Consider the following 16,065-nt stretch of genomic DNA (forward strand, 5'->3'; position numbering starts at 1 on the left):
CCCGCCCCCTGCCGCCGTATCGGTGCCGGCTTCCGCCGTGCATCGCCCCCACCCTTTCGGTTCCGGCCCTGCCGGAGGAAGACTGATGATCAAGATCGTGCTGGCAGTGCTGTTCATCGCCTGCGTGCTGTACATCCATTACCGCGGCAAGGTCCGCGCGCGCTGGTCGCGCCAGTTGCTGGACCACTCCAGCTTCATGGCCCCGATCAACGTGGTCATGTACGCGTTCTCCAAGGTGCCGACCACGCCGTTCCTGGACCCGGGCAAGGAATTCCCGCAGCTGGAGCCGCTGCGCCAGAACTGGCAGATGATCCGCGACGAAGCCCTGGCGCTGCGCGATGCGGACAAGATCGCCGCGTCCAGCACGTTCAACGATGCCGGCTTCAATTCGTTCTTCCGCCGCGGCTGGAAGCGCTTCTACCTGAAGTGGTACGGCCCGTCGCACCCGTCGGCCAAGGCGCTGTGCCCGAAGACCACCGCGCTGCTGGAGTCGCTGCCGGACGTGCGCGCGGCGATGTTCGCGCAGCTGCCCTCGGGCAGCGAGCTGCGCCCGCACCGCGATCCGTTCGCCGGTTCGCTGCGCCTGCACCTGGGCCTGGCCACGCCCAACGACGATGGCTGCTACATCGAAGTGGACGGCATCAAGAAGAGCTGGCGCGATGGCGAGTGGATGATGTTCGACGAGACTTACATCCACCACGCCCACAACGAGACCCCCGACGACCGGGTGATCCTGTTCTGCGACATCGCCCGACCGCTGCGCTTCGGCCTGCCGGGCCTGTTCAACCGCGCCGTGGCGTCCACGCTGCTGGCCGGCGGGGCATCGCCGAACCTGCCGGGCGACCGCACCGGCGGCGTCAACAAGGCCTTCGGCAGCGTCTACAAGGTGCGCCTGAAGGCCAAGGCGCTGCGCGAGCGCAGCGTGGTGGCCTACCAGGTGATCAAGTGGGGCCTGGTGCTGGCGGTGATCGCGGGTATCTGGGCGCTCTGAGCGCGTAGGCGCCGACCCGTCGGCTGGCACGAACCCTGAGAAAAGACCCGCACTGTTGCCAGCGCGGGTCTTTTTTTGGCGGCGAGGTAGAGCCGAGCCATGCTCGGCTGCGGCGCTCGCGATACATCCGGCCGAAGGCAGCCGAGCATGGCTCGGCTCTACGCGCGCAGGCGCCGACCCGTCGGCTGGTACGAACCCGGAAAAAGACCCGCACTGTTGCTGGCGCCGGTCTTTTCCTGGCTCCGAGGTAGAGCCGAGCCATGCTCGGCTGAGGCGCTCGTGACACATCAGGCCGAAGGCAGCCGAGCATGGCTCGGCTCTACGCACGGAGGTGCCGACCCGTCGGCTGGTACGAACCCTGAGAAAAGACCTGCACTGTTGCCAGCGCGGGTCTTTTCCTGGCTGCAAGGTAGAGCCGAGCCATGCTCGGCTGAGGCGCTCGCGCTACATCGGGCCGAAGGCAGCCGAGCGTGGCTCGGCTCTACACGCGTAGGAGCCGACCCATCGGGTGGCACGAACCCCAAAAAAAGACCCGCACTGTTGCCAGCGCGGGTCTTTTCCTGGCTGCAAGGTAGAGCCGAGCCATGCTCGGCTGAGGTGCTCGCGCTACATCGGGCCGAAGGCAGCCGAGCATGGCTCGGCTCTACGCTCCTCTCCCATCGACGCGCAGCGATTACCCGATCAGCCCTTCAGGGCCGCCGCCACGAACGGCGGGGTCACCAGCACGCCGGTGTGCAGGGCGGCGGTGTAGTACAGCGTGTCGAACGACTTGGCGGCCGAATCGGCCTGGCGGAAGTCGAAGCTGCTCTCGCCCTTGCGGGCCAGGGTGACGCTCCACCAGCCGGTCGGGTAGCACGGCTGCGGGAACGGCAGGGTCTTGAACGAACCGAAGCCGGCCTTGCCCATCTCGGTGCGCATTTCGTTGATCAGGTCCAGCTGCATCAGCGGCGATTCGGACTGCTGCACCAGGATGCCGTCGTCCTTCAGGGCCTTGAAGCAGCTCTCGTAGAAGGCCTTGTTGAACAGGCCCTCGCCCGGGCCGACCGGATCGGTCGAATCCACGATCACCACGTCCACGCTGCCGGCCGGGCAGTTGGCCATGTAGGCCACGCCGTCGTCGAACATCAGCTCGGCGCGCGGGTCATCGTTGGACTCGCACAGTTCCGGGAAGTGCTTGCGGGCCATCACGGTGACCTGCTCGTCGATGTCGCACTGGGTGACGCTCTCCACGCCCGGGTGCTTGAGCACTTCGCGCAGGGTGCCGCAGTCGCCGCCACCGATGATCACCACGCGCTTGGGCGCGGCGTGGGTGAACAGCACCGGGTGGCTGATCATCTCGTGGTAGAAGAAGTTGTCCTTGCTGGTGAGCATGATGGCGCCATCGATGGTCATCAGGTTGCCCCAATCGGTGGTCGCGAAGATCTCGATCTTCTGGAACGGCGACTGCACTTCGTCCAGCTTGCCCTTCAGGCGGTAGCCAATGGCCGAGCCGGTGCGCTCGAAGTGCTCGATGTACCAGTTGTTGTTGTCAGTCATGGAGAAACAGTCCTGTTCGGGGTGTTGGAGCCGGGCGGGCGGCGGGGGCCGCGTGGCACTAGCCACATCCGGACGGGTTGGCCTGTTCAGGTTGGGGGCCTGAGTACGGGCGCGGGCGCGCATGATAACGGAGCTGTCGCCATATAGGCGTTATCATGCACCCCCTTTTTTACCAACCAGGCCCACTGAAATGACCGATTGGTCCCTCGACCAAGCCCGCAAGACCTACTCGATTCCGCATTGGGCGGATGGCTACTTCGACGTGGATCAGGCAGGACACATGGTGGTGAGACCGACTGGCCAGGACGGCCCGGTGGTGTCCTTGCCGACGATTGTCGACGCCGCACGCGCGGCCGGCGCCAAGCTGCCGCTGCTGGTGCGCTTCCCGGACATCCTGGGCCAGCGCCTGGGCAAGCTGCAGGCCGCGTTCGCGCAGGCGCAGACCGACTGGGACTATCCGGGCGGCTACACGGCCGTGTACCCGATCAAGGTCAACCAGCACCGCGGCGTGGCCGGCACCCTGGCCAGCCACCACGGCGAGGGCTTCGGCCTGGAAGCGGGCAGCAAGCCTGAGCTGATGGCCGTGCTGGCGCTGTCGCGCCCGGGCGGGCTGATCGTCTGCAACGGCTACAAGGACCGCGAGTACATCCGCCTGGCCCTGATCGGCCGCAAGCTGGGCCTGCAGACCTTCATCGTGATCGAGAAGCCCTCCGAGCTGAAGCTGGTGCTGGAGGAATCCAAGGCGCTGGACGTCAAGCCGGGCCTGGGCGTGCGCATGCGCCTGGCCTCGCTGGGCGCGGGCAAGTGGCAGAACAGCGGCGGCGACAAGGCCAAGTTCGGTCTCTCGCCGCGCCAGCTGCTGGACCTGTGGAAGTCGCTGCGCGACACCGAGTACGCCGACTGCCTGAGCCTGCTGCATTTCCACATGGGCTCGCAGATCTCCAACGTGCGCGACATCGCCAACGGCATGCGCGAAGCGACCCGCTACTTCGTGGAGCTCTCGCGCCTGGGCGCGAAGATCACCCACGTGGACGTGGGCGGCGGCCTGGGCGTGGATTACGAAGGCACCCGGTCGCGCAGTTTCTGCTCGATCAACTACGGCCTGAACTCCTACGCCAGCAACATCGTGCAGCCGCTGGCCAATGCCTGCGAAGAGCACGGCCTGACCCCGCCGCGGATCGTGACCGAGTGTGGCCGCGCGATGACCGCGCACCACGCGGTGCTGATCGCCAACGTGTCCGAGGTCGAGGAAGCGCAGGAAGGCCGCGTGCCGGACCAGCACGATGACGAGCCGGCCGCGATCCGCCACCTGCGCGAGATCCACGCCGAGCTGGACGAGCGCCCGGCGGTGGAGCTGTTCCAGGAGGCGCAGCACTTCCATGCCGAAGGCCTGTCCAGCTACGCGCTGGGCCAGATCGACCTGCCGCAGCGTGCGCGCATCGACGACCTGTTCTACGCCATCGCCCATGCCGTGCGTGCGCGCCTGAGCTACGACGAGAAGAGCCATCGCCCGGCGCTGGACGAGTTGAACGAGCGCCTGGTCGACAAGTACTTCGTCAACTTCAGCGTGTTCGAATCGATCCCGGATGCGTGGGCCATCGACCAGGTGTTCCCGATCGTGCCGATCGAGCGCCTGGACGAGCAGCCGCAGCGGCGCGGCATCATCGCCGACATGACCTGCGATTCGGACGGCATGGTCAAGACCTACGTCGAGAACGAGAGCCTGGATACCTCGCTGCCGCTGCATGCGCTGAAGTCCGGTGAGAGCTATCGCATCGGGTTCTTCATGGTGGGGGCCTACCAGGAAATCCTGGGCGACATCCACAACCTGTTTGGCGACACCGACGCGGTGGAAGTGGTGGCCGACGCCGATGGTTACGCGATCACCCAGCAGCGCCGCGGCGATACCACCGATGTGATGCTGGACTACGTGGGCTACAGCCTGGCCGACCTGCGCGCGAGCTACGCCGAGCGCGTGGCCGCCGCCGATCTGTCGCCGGCGCGTACGCAGGAACTGTCCGACGCGCTGGAAGCGGGGCTGACCGGGTACACGTACCTGTCCGACGAGCCGCTGGCGTGAGGGGCGGGCAGGTGACGAAGGCGACGGCGGGTGCCGTTGCCGACGTTGCCTGCCGTGATGCGGGGGGAGCGGGTTGGAAGGGCGCGTATCCCGTGTGGCCTGACGCGGGGCTGGGCGTGGCACATAGGGCGGTGCCGGGCATGGCTCGGCACTACCGGCCGGTTCTTCAGCATCGTCCGTCGGCATGAGCGCGCGGGCGGTGTTCCATCTCGTGTTGCATGCGGCGGTGCCGGCGTTGCTGGCGTGGATGTTCTGGCGCAAGCGGTTCCTGTCGGCCTGGGCGCTGCTGCTGCTGGGCTGGATCATCGACCTGGACCACCTGCTGGCCGATCCGATCTACGCGCCCAACCGCTGCAGCATCGGCTTCCATCCGTTGCATACGGCGCCGGCGATCGCCGTGTATGCCGGGCTGTGCGTGCCGAAGAAGACGCGGTTGTTCGGCATCGGGCTGATCGTGCACATCGTGCTCGATGCGCTGGATTGCTGGTGGATGCACCACGCCCGGTAGAGCCGACCGTTGGTCGGCTGCCGTTGGCTCCCCGTAGAGCCGACCGTTGGTCGGCTGCCGTTGGCGAAAAACCAGACACGCTGTGCGTGCCAGCCGACCAATGGTCGGCTCTACCGGACGTTTGTCATCCTGCCGGCAACGTCAACGTCGCTCGCAGGCGGCGGCAGCCGACCAACGGTCGGCTCTACGGGGTGATTGTCATCCTGCCGGCAACCTCAACGTCGCTCGCAGGCGACGGCAGCCGACCAACGGTCGGCTCTACGGGGCCTTTATCATCCTGCCGGCAACGTCAACGTCGCTCGCAGGCGGCGGCAGCCGACCAACGGTCGGCTCTACGGGGTGATTGTCATCCTGCCGGCAACGTCAACGTCGCTCGCAGGCGGCGGCAGCCGACCAACGGTCGGCTCTACGGGGCCTTTATCATCCTGCCGGCAACGTCAGCGTCGCTCGCAGGCGACGGCAGCCGACCAACGGTCGGCTCTACCGGGGCGTTTGTCATCCTGCCGGCAACGTCAACGTCGCACGCAGTCCCGGTTCGGCATTGGCCAGCACCAACGTGCCGCCATGGCTCTCGGCGATGTCCGCCACGATCGCCAAACCCAATCCGCTGCCGGCCGCGCGCTGGTCCAGGCGCACGCCGCGTTCGAGCACGCGCTGCAGGTCGGCATCCGGCAGGCCGGGGCCATCGTCCTGCACCTCGATGCGCAGGGTGGCGTCGATATGGCGAACACGGATCGACACGCGGTGGGCGGCCCACTTGCCCGCGTTGTCCAGCAGATTGCCGAGCATCTCCTCCAGGTCTTCGCGCGCGCCGGCGAACAGCCCCTGCGCATCCGGGGCCTGGGCGAAGACCAGGCCGCGCTCGTTGTGCACCCGCTGCATGAGCGTGCACAGCGCATCGATCACCGGGGCGACGGCGGTGCGCTGTTGGCTGTCGGCGCCGATGCCGGCGGCCAGGTAGCGCTCGATGCTGGCCTGCATCCGCGCGGTCTCGCTGCGCAGGGTCTGGCGCCAGTCGCTGCCATCGCCGTCGGCCTCGGTGACCAGCACGGTCAGCGGCGTCTTCAGGGCATGCGCGAGGTCTTCGGCGCTGCGTCGGGCGCGCACTACCATGCGCTGGTGGTGATCGAGCAGGTCGTTGAGCTGCGCGGCCAGCGGGGCCACTTCCTTGACCAGGCCCTGCTGCGGGAAGCGCACGTTCTCGCCGTTGCGGACCTGGCCGGCGATGCGGCCAAGTTCGGCCAGCGGGCGCAGGCCGTAGTGCACCTGGGTCACCAGCACCGCGAACCACAAGGCGATCAGCACCGCCAGGGCGAGCGCGGTGCGCTGGCGGAAGGCGCTGACCTGCGCGTCCAGGTCGCTGCGGTCGGTGGCCACCACCACCCGCAAGGGCGTCGGCACCCGCGGCAGGGTGACCTGCTGGGCCAGGGCACGCAGCGGCGCATCCAGTGGGCCGCGCGTGTCATAGCCCTGCGCGGGCCCGGTGTGCAGCGCCGCGGGCAGCTGCAGGGTTTCGTCCCACAGCGAACGCGACTGGCCGAGCGGCCGGCCGTGGGCGTCCTGTACCTGCCAGTAGGCACCGGAGAACACACGCTGGTAGCGCTCGTCGAACAGGTCGCGGCGCAACTGCAGGCGGCCCTGCGCATCGCTCTCGGCCAGGGCGAGCACGGCGATCAGCTCGTTGCCCAGGCGCTGGTCCATCGCGGTGCGCGCCGAGCGCTCGTACATCGCCCCCAGCCACCAGGTGGCCAGCGCCGACACCAGCACCAGGCCCACGCCACCGGCCAGCAGCAGGCGGGTACGCAGCGAACTGGTGTTCATGGCTGGGCCGACAGGCGGAAGCCCTGCCCGCGATGGGTGTGGATGAGCTCGCTGCCGAGCTTGCGGCGGATCCGCCCGATCAGCACGTCCAGCGTGTTGGAGTCCCGGTCGAAGCCGGCGTCGTAGACGTGCTCGCCCAGCCGCGAGCGGCTGATCACCACGTCCGGGTGGTGCATGAAGTAACTCAGGATGCGGTATTCCTGCGGGCTCAGGTGCAGTGGCTCGCCATCCAGTTCCACGCGCGCGGCGTTGACGTCCAGCAGCAGCGGGCCGCACTGCAGGCGCGGGCTGGCGTGGCCGGCGCTGCGCCGGATCAGTGCGCGCAGGCGCAGCAGCAGCTCTTCGGGCTGGAACGGTTTGGTCAGGTAGTCGTCGGCGCCGGCATCGAAGCCGGCCAGCTTGTCGTGCCAGCGGGCGCGCGCGGTGAGCACCAGCACCGGAAAGCCGCGCCCGGCCTGGCGCCAGCGCTCGATCACGCTCAGGCCGTCCAGCCCGGGCAGGCCGAGGTCGACCACCGCCGCGGCGATGTCCTCGATCTGCCCCAACTCTTCGGCAAGGCGGCCTTCGGCGGCGTGCAGCACCAGGTAGCCGGCCTCTTCGAGCAGCTGCTGCAGGCGGCTGGCCAGCAGCGCGTCGTCTTCGGCGAGCAGGATGCGCATCAATCTTCTTCCATCTTCAGCAGGCGGCCGGTGGCTGCATCGTAATCCAGCTCCATCACCACGCCGTTGGGGCCGAGGATTTCGATCTCGTACTTGCCATCCTCCAGCTCCACCTCCACCAGCTTGCCGGGGTAGCGCCGCAACGCGTCGGCCACCACCTGCTGCAGTGGCACCCACCGGCCCTGGCGCACCGCCTGGCGCACGGCCTCCTGCTGCCGGCTGCCACCTTCCTGCGCGTGCACGGGTGCCTGTGGCGCAAGCGCCAGCAGCAGAGGCAGCAGCAGGGTGGGGGCGATGGGCATGCGCGACGGGCTCATGGGGGATGCCAACGGTATACGCCGGTTGCTTAAACAGTGGCTAACAACCGGGCTCATGGTCCGCTTAAGCGCGCTTGCCAGACTGGCGGCGCCGGGAACGACCGGCCCCCTTTGGAGCCCCCTGATGAACAAGCTGATCCTGACCGCCACCCTGGCCACCACGCTGCTGGCCGCCCCCGCCTTCGCCGCTGAACTGGGCGCTGCCCAGGTGCAGGCCAAGCTGCACGCCGCCGGCTACACCCAGGTCCTCGAACTGGAGCGCGACGACGGCCTGTGGGAAGCCGATGTCCGCCGCGCCGACGGCAGCGTCGAAGAAGTGATCATCGATCCGGCCAGCGGCGAGATCTTCGACCCGCGCAGCGACCGCGCCCTGCTGGATGCCGGACAGGTCCTGGCCTTGGCCGAGAAGGCCGGCTTCCGCCAGATCGAGTCGTTCGAGCGCGATGGTGCGACCTGGACGCTGGAAGCCCGCAACGCGCGCAACCAGCGCGTGGACGTGCGCATGAGCGGCCATGACGGCCGGGTGCTGTCGAGCAAGCGCGACGGCTGGTGGGACTGAGCGCGCCCGACCCGGCGCGCGGAAACGACAACGGCCGGTAGACCGGCCGTTGCGGGATGCACCGCGGGTGCGGGTTACCAGCCGCCGCGCGGCGGATAATCCCAATAACCCGGGCCCGGGCCGTAGCCATACCCACCATACCCGCCATACGGACCATAGAAGCCAGGGCCCTTGCCCTCGCTGACCCGGATGTTGAGGTTCATGTTGTGGGTCTTGCCCTCGTCGGTGGTGTAGTTCTTGTTGAGGTTGATCTCGGCGGCGTTGTAGTGCGAGTTGCCGCCTTCCTTGGAATAGCCGATGCCGGTGGTGAGGCTGCCGTTGACCCGCAGCTTGTCGTCGGTGACCTCGGCGATGCCGTTGGCGGCGCCGCGATCGCTCAGGCGGCGGCCGCTCTTGTCGCCATAGAAGGTGCCGGGCGGGTCGCCGCGCAGCGACGCATCGCCGAGGTACTGCATGGGCGCCTGCGGCAGGGCCAGGTTGAGGTCGGTGGCCGACTGCGGGCCGGTCGCGCCGGCCGCGGACTGGGCCAGGGCGACGCCGGGGGCAAGCAGGCACAGCAGCAGCGATAGCGAGCGGATCATGTGGGGCTCCGGAACGGGCTGGCGGCAGGCAGTGCGGCCGACAGCGCTGACGCTAGCACCGGCCGCTTGAACGATGCCTGTCATGGCACCGACCCTGGGGGAACTTTACTCCAGCCGTCCGAACCCGAACAGCGCCGCCAGCGGATGCCGGCGGCGTTCGATCTGGGCGCGCAACACGCCCGCGCCGATCATGGAGTAGGTGATGCCGTTGCCGCCGTAGGCCATCGCGAACAGGACCCGCGGCCCCCACTGCGGGTGTGCGCCGAAGAACGGCAGGCCGTCCTTGGTCTCGGCGAACGTGCCGGCCCAGGAGAAGGCAGGCTGCAGCGGCAGGTGCGGGAACAATTTGGCCACCTGCTTGAGCAGGGTGCCGGCCTTGGCCTGGACGCGGCGGTCGCGCCGGGCCGGGATGTCGATCGCATCGTCCTCGCCGCCCACCAGCAGGCGATGGTCGCCGGTGGCGCGCAGGTACAGGTACGGCCGGGCCGACTCCCACAGCATGGTCTGCGCCAGCGGGCCCAACTGGTCGGGATCGATCGGATCGGTGATGAAGGCATAGCTGCTGCGGTTGCGCGCCACCGACGGCTTGAGCCAGCGCTGGCTGGCATACCCGGCGGCCATGACCACATGCCGGCAGTGGATCTGTACGCCCTCGGGCGTGCGCGCGGTGACCCCACGGCTGGTGGGGGTGAGGGTATCGAGCACGGTGCGGTCGTACACGCCGCAGCCGCGCTTCTGCAGTCGCATCAGCAGCCGATAGGCCAGCCGGTACGGGTCCACGCGCGCGGCAAGTGCGCTGAGGATCGCGCCGGGTGCGCGGATGCCGAACGCGTCCTGCACCTCGTCGGCCTCCAGCCAGCGCACGTCGAACCCATGTCGTTGGCGCAGCAGGAATTCCTCATGCAGCACGGCATGGTGGCCGCGCTTGCTGGCGTAGTACAGGCTCTGCATGCGCTGGCAGTCCACGCCGGAGAAGGCCCCGGCCACCGCGCGCAGCGCCGGGATCGCATCGGCGCAGGCCTGGTAGGCCATCACCGCGGCGTTCTCGCCGTACTGCCGGGCAAGGTCGATCATGTGGGTATCGATCTCGTACTGCAGCAGCGCGGTGCTGGCCGCCGTGCTGCCCCAGCCGACGTCGCGCTGCTCGATCACCGCCACGTCGTGGCCATGGGCGCACAGCTCGTTCGCGATCAAGGCGCCGCTGATCCCGCCGCCGACCACCAGCACCTCGCAGTGGAGGTCCTGCTGCAGGGGCGGAAAGGCGTGCATCAGGCCGTTGCGTATGGCCCAGAACGGATACCCGCTTTTCAGGTCCATGGGTCAGGCCGTGGGCCGGCCGGTATGCGGGGTGTGGATGAGCGGGGTCAGGTCGAACCCCTGCTGGCGCGCCTGGGCCAGGTAGTGCTCCTGCACGGTCGCATCCAGCGTCGGCGTGCGCGAGAGCAGCCAGAGGAACTTGCGGTCCGGGCTGCCGACCAGCGCGACGCTGTAGTCCGGGGCGACCTGGATCACCCAGTAGTCGCCCTTGGTGAAGGGAATCCAGCGCAGCCCGCGCGGCAGGAAGCTGACTTCCAGGCGCGCGCTGTCGTTGTCGACCGCGCAGGCCTCGCCTTCGGCTTCCTCGATCTCGTCACCCAGCCGGCAGCGGTTGAGCACGGCCACGTGGCCGTTGTCCTTCAGGCTGTAATGCGCCGACACATCGGTGCAGTCCTCCGGCTCGTGTTTCATCGGCAGGCGGGCGATCTCGTACCACGTGCCCAGATAGCGCGGCAGCTTGAGATCGGGGACGGTCTTGAGGTCGGCGTGGGTGTTCATCGAAGGCGCGCGGTGGAAGAGGTCCCAACCATGCCGGGGCCCCTGCCACGGGCGGGTGAAGCCGGGGCGATGGCGGTGTCGAGAACGCTGCGTTGCCGGCGTGGCGCGCCCCGGTCGCGGGCGCGGCGCTATGCTGGGGCCAGGCGCACCGTGCGCCGGTATTCAATGCGATGGAGGTGCGGATGTACCAGGTGATCCTGCTCACGAGCGAGACCACGTTTGCGCGCGAGCGCTGGGATGCGGTGGAGGAGGTCCTCGACTACGACGGGGCGACCTACTCGCTGCGGGCCGGCCCGCGCCAGCCCTTGCCCACCGATCATGCCTGGGACCCGGTGGCGGTGTATGCGCCGGACGAGATCAGCGAAGAGGAATTCCAGGACTGGTATGCGCGGCTGCAGCCGCAGGTGGAGGAGCTGAGGCTCAAGTACTGAGGGCGGCCGGGGCCGCACACCTGCTCTGAACGGGGCGCGGTTTATAGTTCGCGCAGGCGCGGTGGTCCGCGCGAACCCCGTGGTGTGCCGGCTTTGTCTTCCCGTCTTTTTTCCTCCTTCCTGCGGCCGCTGGCCGGGTTGATGGTGTATGCCTGGCTGGGCATGGCACCGGTCGCGCTGGCCCAAGGCGACGATGCGGTCGATGCGGACCCGATCGCGCAGCTGGCGCAGGCCGGCAAGGACCTCAAGCAGATCCAGGCGTCGCTGGACGACGCCGATACCCGCGACACGCTCAAGACGCTGTCCGACCGCGCACTGGCGGTGCAGCGCGATGCCGATGCCGCACGCAACGCATTGCAGCCGCAACTGGATCAGATGGACGCACGCGTGGCGCAACTCGGCGATGTGCCCGAGGGCACCGTCGAGGCGCGCGACATCGCGTTGCAGCGCAAGACCCTGAACCAGCAGCGCAGCGACATCGCCTCGGCGATCGCGCGGGCCAAGCTGCTGGCCGGCGATGCCAGGCAGCTGGGCGCGGACATCGAGAAGATGCGGGTCAGCCAGTTCAGCGAAGAACTGGCGCGCAAGGTCAATTCGCCGCTGTCGCCGTCGCTGTGGCGGCAGTTCGCCACCCATGTGCCGGCCGACCTCGGGCGGCTGGCATCGCTGTACCGCCAGGGTGAAACCACGGCGCGCAAGGCGATCGCCGAGCACGGCTGGGCGGCGCCATTGACCGGGCTGGCGCTGGCCCTGCTGATGTTCTTCCCGCTGCGGCTCTGGCTGCGTGCGGCCGGGCGCCGCTATGCGGCCTCCGAACGCGCGCCGGACGGGCGCCTGCGCCGTTCCGGGCTGGCGGTGTGGCTGCTGGCGGTGGGCACGCTGCTGCCCGGCTTCGCGGCGGTCGTGCTGGTGGCCTCGCTGGAGAACATCGGCGCGATCCCGCCGCGGCTGGAACAGCTGGCCCTGCACTTCCAGGTGGCCACCTTCGTGGCGGCCTTCATCACTGCGCTGAGCGCCTGCTTGCTGGTACCCAAGCGCCCGTCGTGGCGCCTGCTGAGCCTGGATGACAGCGCGGCCTGGCGCCTGCGCAAGTACGCCTGGGGCGCCGCCGGGCTGACCTTCCTCAGCATCCTGCTGGTGGAGATCAATCGCGCCTCGCGCACCAGCGAGATCACCACGGTGGCGGTGGACGGGCTGATCGCGATCACCTACATGGCGCTGATCATTGCCATCCTGGTCTCGCTGGCGCGCCTGCACCGGCGCCAGGCCGACGAGGCCCAGGCCAAGCTGGACGCGCAGGCCGATGCCGGCGCCAAGCAACCCAAGGCCCCGGTGCGCAGGAGTGGCTGGATCGTGCTGGCACGCCTGGCCGGCCACATCGTGGTGGCCGCGGCGGTGATCGCCACGCTGCTGGGCTACCTCAACCTGGCGCTGTTCGTGGCCCAGCAGCTGGTGTGGGGCGCGGTGGTGCTGCTGGCGGCGTCGCTGCTGCTCAAGTTCGCCGACGATCTGTCGTTGTGGGTGCTGTCGCCCACCAGCCGGGTGGGGCAGAGCATCGTGCTGACCACCGGGCTCAACGACGCCAAGGTGGAGCAGGCCGGCGTTCTGCTGTCGGCGGTGCTGCGCATCGGCGTGATCCTGCTGGCGGTGCTGGCGTTGACCGCGCCGTTCGGCAACCTCAACGCGTTCTTCGGCGCGATGGACTCGCTGTCCAACGGGCTGACCATCGGCACCACCACACTCCGGCCCAGCAGCGTGGTGTACGCCGTGCTGGCCTTCCTGGTGGTGTGGGCGGTGATGCAGGCCTTCCAGAACTGGCTGACCAACACCTACCTGCCCAAGACCGACCTGGACGCCGGCGCGCGCAACTCGATCAGCACCGTGACCCGCTATCTGGGCATCATCGCAGCCGTGTTGTGGGGCCTGACGGCGCTGGGCATCGGCTTCGAGAAGCTGGCGCTGGTGGTGAGCGCGCTGTCGGTGGGTATTGGTTTCGGCCTGCAGGCGATCACCCAGAACTTCGTCTCCGGCCTGATCCTGCTGGCCGAGCGGCCGGTGAAGATCGGCGACTGGGTCAAGCTGGGTGACCAGGAAGGTGACATCAAGCGGATCAGCGTGCGCTCCACCGAGATCCAGGTGGGCGACAAGTCCACGCTGATCGTGCCCAACTCCGAACTGATCACCAAGACCATCCGCAACATGACGATGGGCAATGCGCAGGGCCGCATCCAGATCCAGTTCTCGGTGCCGCTGAGTACCGACGTGGCCTCGGTGCGGCAGATCCTGCTGGACAGCTACGCCGAGCATGTGGCGGTGCTGGCCGAACCGGCGCCGTCGGTGTTCATCGACTCGATCGCCAACGGCCAGATCGCGATCAACAGCTTCGCCTACGTCTCCGGCCCGCGCGCGGTGTACGGCGTACGCAGCGACCTGTACTTCACCATGCTGCAGAAGTTCGCCGCCGCCGGCATCGCGTTGTCTTCGCCGACCGACATCCACCTCGTCCGCGATCCCACCGCGCCGCCGCAACCGGAGGCGTAAGCGGGCGACCGGCCATCGGTCGCGACCGCACACGCGGGGTGCCGGCCGCTGGCCGGCACTCGCGCCGCACGATCAGCCGCGGTTGCCGCGGCGCGAGGGGACCAGGGCGACGTTGTCCACGGCCAGCTTCTCGGCATGGTTCAACCACGCACGGATCTCCAGGTCGTCCACTTCATGGTCCAGGCCGAACGGCACGCTGATGCGGCCTTCGGCATCCGGCTGCACCCACTGCTGGGCCACCACGACCTTGCGTTGCGAGGACACCGCCTCGATCCAGAAGCCGCGGTCCGGCGACTGCTTGGCCACGAACTGCAGCATGTACTGGCCGGCACGGGTGCGGCGGCCCTTCTGGGTGATCATGTGCGCCTGGCGGATGCTCGGGCGCGGGCCGCTGAACGGCTCCAGCGGGCCATCCACCGCAAAGCCGTCGCGCAGGGCGTCGTCGCGGTACAGCTTGATGCCCTTGTCGCGGTTGACCAGCATCGCGCACCAGTCACCGTCGGCCGAGCCGTCCTCGAACGCCGTGCAGCGGTCCACGTAGGCCAAGGTGTTGGCCGGGTCAGCCAGGTCGAACTGCTTGGAGGTGTTTTCCAGGTACACCGACTTCAGGTCGAACTGCTTGTCGTACTCCAGCAGCACCGGCGGCTGCACGTGCTGCAGGCCGATCACCACCTGGTTGTCGTCGTCGATGCGTAGCTGGCGGGTCTTGTCGCCCAGCCACAGCGAGCGTGAGAAGGCCAGGTAGCGCGGATAGTCCTTGCCGTTGTCGCGCAGCGCGGCCGCGCTGGCACTGTCGGTGCGCTTGGGGTCCAGCAGCGAGCGACCGAAGCCGATGGCGTTGATGTTCGGCTGGATCAGGCTCAGCAGGGTGGCACCGGAATCCAGCGTGGAGCCGGCGGTGGTGGCCAACTGGCGCGGTGCGATGTCCTTGCCCAGGAACAGCAGCAGGTTCTCGCGCTTCTGCTTGGCCAGGATGTGGCTGAGATCATTGGGCATGGCCAGGTGGTCGGAGGCGATCACGATCAGCGTGTCGTCGCCGTACGGGCTGGCCTGGATGCGGTCGACCAGCTTGGAGATCAGCCCATCGGTGCACTTGAGCGCGTTGAGCATGCCGATGTTGCCGTACTCGCTCTGGTAGCGGGTGCGCTTGCACGCCGAGGGCAGGTGCCCGGCCGGGTGGTGGGTGTCCATGGTCAGCGTGGTCAGCATGAACGGCTGGCCCTGTTTGGAGAGCTGCACAAAGCGGTCGTAGGCCTTGTCCAGCAGCACGTCGTCGTGCACGCCCCACGGCGAGAAGTGCGAGCGTGCCACCTTCTGCTGCTTGAACCAGGCCAGGTCGTCGACCGCATCGAAGCCGTGCGTGGCCAGGAACTGGCCCTTGCCGGCGAACTGCCCGTTGGCGCCGCCCATGTAGTGGTTGGTATACCCCTGCTGCTTGAGATAGTCGCCCAGGCAGACCGCTTCAGGCAGGAAACTGCCCATGCGGCCCATGCTGTTCTCGTCGTCCTTGGCGGTGGTCAGCGGCACGCCGCACATGGACGACACCAGCCCGGCGATGGTCCAGCCGCCGCCCTCGGCCGACACCAGGCCGCGCACATCCAGCGCCTGGCCGGCGAGGCGGTTGAGGTTGGGCATCAGGTCCGGGAAGGTGGACGCATCCAGGTAGGTGCGCTCCAGGCTCTCGCCGTAGATCCACACGATGTTGCGCGGCTTGGCCAGCGCCTGTTGCGGCACGCGGTATTCCGGCGCGATGACGCTGTAATCGACCGGACGGGTCTGCTGGTACAGCCGCTGCCCGTCGCTGTACAGCGGGCTCACCAGCACTGCCACCAGCCACATCGCGATGAACCCGCCGAACACCGCCTTGCCGTGTTCGATGCGGCGCCAGCGCTGCACGCGAACAAGCGCCAGCGGCAGCAGCGAGACCAGCAGCAGCGCGATGTAGGCGGCGATGTAGCCCTTGAAGTCGGCGACGCCGGCCCCTTCCATGTCCGCGCCGAGGTGGTACAGCGTGGCGGCGTTGAGGCCATCGCCGGACAGCTTGTTGATCAACCACCACGAACTCAGCAGCACCAGCAGCAGCGACATCAGGCTAGCCTTCCACCATATCCACTTGCGCGAGGCGAGCAGCAACCCGGTGAGCAGCAACAGAGACAGCAGCAGGATCCAGAGCATCGGCGGTATCGGTAGCGAAGGACAGTTGGTGATGGACGCCATGACGACGTA

At 68.3% G+C, this 16,065-nt stretch carries 14 protein-coding genes; 6 read left to right on the forward strand and 8 right to left on the reverse strand.

Annotated features, from left to right (window positions below; translation table 11 throughout):
* Positions 1–85 precede the first annotated feature (85 nt).
* Positions 86–991, forward strand: a complete 906-nt coding sequence (locus tag M2421_RS16635; RefSeq protein ID WP_259208817.1) for an aspartyl/asparaginyl beta-hydroxylase domain-containing protein — start codon at positions 86–88, stop codon at positions 989–991.
* Positions 992–1,672: 681 nt separating this feature from the next.
* Here the strand turns inward: M2421_RS16635 and speE are convergent.
* Positions 1,673–2,527 (reverse strand): polyamine aminopropyltransferase, encoded by an 855-nt coding sequence (gene speE / locus M2421_RS16640; protein ID WP_259208819.1) that lies wholly within the window; start codon positions 2,525–2,527, stop codon positions 1,673–1,675.
* Positions 2,528–2,717: 190 nt separating this feature from the next.
* Here speE and speA point away from each other — a divergent pair, with 190 nt between their 5' ends.
* Positions 2,718–4,607 carry an arginine decarboxylase gene (gene speA, locus M2421_RS16645; protein WP_259208821.1) on the forward strand — a complete coding sequence of 630 codons (1,890 nt, stop codon included), beginning with the start codon at positions 2,718–2,720 and terminating at the stop codon, positions 4,605–4,607.
* A 184-nt stretch (positions 4,608–4,791) separates the two neighbouring features.
* Complete coding sequence (locus tag M2421_RS16650; protein WP_259208822.1) at positions 4,792–5,115, forward strand: DUF6122 family protein; 324 nt, start codon at positions 4,792–4,794, stop codon at positions 5,113–5,115.
* 495 nt (positions 5,116–5,610) lie between these two features.
* On the opposite strand, the gene M2421_RS16655 is transcribed toward M2421_RS16650, so the two are convergent.
* Genes M2421_RS16655 through M2421_RS16665 form a run of 3 tightly spaced genes read right to left on the reverse strand, consistent with a single transcriptional unit; the run spans position 5,611 to position 7,897 of the window.
* Positions 5,611–6,936: a HAMP domain-containing sensor histidine kinase gene (locus tag M2421_RS16655; RefSeq protein ID WP_259208824.1), complete on the reverse strand. Its 1,326-nt coding sequence runs from the start codon at positions 6,934–6,936 to the stop codon at positions 5,611–5,613.
* Positions 6,933–7,595: a response regulator transcription factor gene (locus M2421_RS16660; protein WP_259208826.1), complete on the reverse strand. Its 663-nt coding sequence runs from the start codon at positions 7,593–7,595 to the stop codon at positions 6,933–6,935. Before M2421_RS16660 ends, M2421_RS16655 begins: the two co-directional genes overlap by 4 nt.
* The gene (locus M2421_RS16665) at positions 7,595–7,897 is read right to left on the reverse strand and encodes a PepSY domain-containing protein (RefSeq protein WP_259208828.1); all 303 of its coding nucleotides are present in this window, start codon (positions 7,895–7,897) and stop codon (positions 7,595–7,597) included. Before M2421_RS16665 ends, M2421_RS16660 begins: the two co-directional genes overlap by 1 nt.
* A 139-nt stretch (positions 7,898–8,036) precedes the next feature.
* On the opposite strand from M2421_RS16665, the gene M2421_RS16670 reads away from it, so the two are divergent.
* Positions 8,037–8,471: a PepSY domain-containing protein gene (locus M2421_RS16670; RefSeq protein ID WP_259208831.1), complete on the forward strand. Its 435-nt coding sequence runs from the start codon at positions 8,037–8,039 to the stop codon at positions 8,469–8,471.
* 74 nt (positions 8,472–8,545) lie between these two features.
* On the opposite strand, the gene M2421_RS16675 is transcribed toward M2421_RS16670, so the two are convergent.
* The 3 genes from M2421_RS16675 to M2421_RS16685 all read right to left on the reverse strand — a co-directional run bounded on the left by M2421_RS16675 (position 8,546) and on the right by M2421_RS16685 (position 10,867).
* Positions 8,546–9,052, reverse strand: a complete 507-nt coding sequence (locus tag M2421_RS16675; RefSeq protein WP_259208833.1) for a hypothetical protein — start codon at positions 9,050–9,052, stop codon at positions 8,546–8,548.
* A 105-nt stretch (positions 9,053–9,157) separates the two neighbouring features.
* Entirely contained in the window at positions 9,158–10,369 is a 1,212-nt protein-coding gene (locus M2421_RS16680; RefSeq protein WP_259208835.1) for an FAD-dependent oxidoreductase, read from the reverse strand.
* Between the two features lie 3 nt (positions 10,370–10,372).
* Complete coding sequence (locus M2421_RS16685) at positions 10,373–10,867, reverse strand: lipocalin family protein (protein WP_259208837.1); 495 nt, start codon at positions 10,865–10,867, stop codon at positions 10,373–10,375.
* 182 nt (positions 10,868–11,049) lie between these two features.
* Between M2421_RS16685 and M2421_RS16690 the strand changes: the two genes are divergently transcribed.
* Positions 11,050–11,298 carry a hypothetical protein gene (locus M2421_RS16690; protein ID WP_259208840.1) on the forward strand — a complete coding sequence of 83 codons (249 nt, stop codon included), beginning with the start codon at positions 11,050–11,052 and terminating at the stop codon, positions 11,296–11,298.
* Positions 11,299–11,439: 141 nt separating this feature from the next.
* Positions 11,440–13,839 carry a DUF3772 domain-containing protein gene (locus M2421_RS16695; RefSeq protein WP_259208975.1) on the forward strand — a complete coding sequence of 800 codons (2,400 nt, stop codon included), beginning with the start codon at positions 11,440–11,442 and terminating at the stop codon, positions 13,837–13,839.
* Between the two features lie 72 nt (positions 13,840–13,911).
* Here the strand turns inward: M2421_RS16695 and M2421_RS16700 are convergent, their stop codons facing one another.
* Entirely contained in the window at positions 13,912–16,014 is a 2,103-nt protein-coding gene (locus M2421_RS16700; RefSeq protein WP_259208842.1) for a phosphoglycerol transferase I, read from the reverse strand.
* Positions 16,015–16,065: the final 51 nt, after the last annotated feature.

The organism is Stenotrophomonas sp. BIGb0135 (assembly GCF_024810105.1).
GTDB lineage: Bacteria > Pseudomonadota > Gammaproteobacteria > Xanthomonadales > Xanthomonadaceae > Stenotrophomonas > Stenotrophomonas maltophilia_AB.

What these genes read in the sequence shown, in the direction of transcription:
- M2421_RS16635 (WP_259208817.1), top strand. Translation starts at nt 86, where the DNA reads ATGATCAAGATCGTGCTGGCAGTGCTGTTCATCGCCTGCGTGCTGTAC.
- speE (WP_259208819.1), bottom strand. Translation starts at nt 2,527, where the DNA reads ATGACTGACAACAACAACTGGTACATCGAGCACTTCGAGCGCACCGGC.
- speA (WP_259208821.1), top strand. Translation starts at nt 2,718, where the DNA reads ATGACCGATTGGTCCCTCGACCAAGCCCGCAAGACCTACTCGATTCCG.
- M2421_RS16650 (WP_259208822.1), top strand. Translation starts at nt 4,792, where the DNA reads ATGAGCGCGCGGGCGGTGTTCCATCTCGTGTTGCATGCGGCGGTGCCG.
- M2421_RS16655 (WP_259208824.1), bottom strand. Translation starts at nt 6,936, where the DNA reads ATGAACACCAGTTCGCTGCGTACCCGCCTGCTGCTGGCCGGTGGCGTG.
- M2421_RS16660 (WP_259208826.1), bottom strand. Translation starts at nt 7,595, where the DNA reads ATGCGCATCCTGCTCGCCGAAGACGACGCGCTGCTGGCCAGCCGCCTG.
- M2421_RS16665 (WP_259208828.1), bottom strand. Translation starts at nt 7,897, where the DNA reads ATGCCCATCGCCCCCACCCTGCTGCTGCCTCTGCTGCTGGCGCTTGCG.
- M2421_RS16670 (WP_259208831.1), top strand. Translation starts at nt 8,037, where the DNA reads ATGAACAAGCTGATCCTGACCGCCACCCTGGCCACCACGCTGCTGGCC.
- M2421_RS16675 (WP_259208833.1), bottom strand. Translation starts at nt 9,052, where the DNA reads ATGATCCGCTCGCTATCGCTGCTGCTGTGCCTGCTTGCCCCCGGCGTC.
- M2421_RS16680 (WP_259208835.1), bottom strand. Translation starts at nt 10,369, where the DNA reads ATGGACCTGAAAAGCGGGTATCCGTTCTGGGCCATACGCAACGGCCTG.
- M2421_RS16685 (WP_259208837.1), bottom strand. Translation starts at nt 10,867, where the DNA reads ATGAACACCCACGCCGACCTCAAGACCGTCCCCGATCTCAAGCTGCCG.
- M2421_RS16690 (WP_259208840.1), top strand. Translation starts at nt 11,050, where the DNA reads ATGTACCAGGTGATCCTGCTCACGAGCGAGACCACGTTTGCGCGCGAG.
- M2421_RS16695 (WP_259208975.1), top strand. Translation starts at nt 11,440, where the DNA reads ATGGTGTATGCCTGGCTGGGCATGGCACCGGTCGCGCTGGCCCAAGGC.
- M2421_RS16700 (WP_259208842.1), bottom strand. Translation starts at nt 16,014, where the DNA reads ATGCTCTGGATCCTGCTGCTGTCTCTGTTGCTGCTCACCGGGTTGCTG.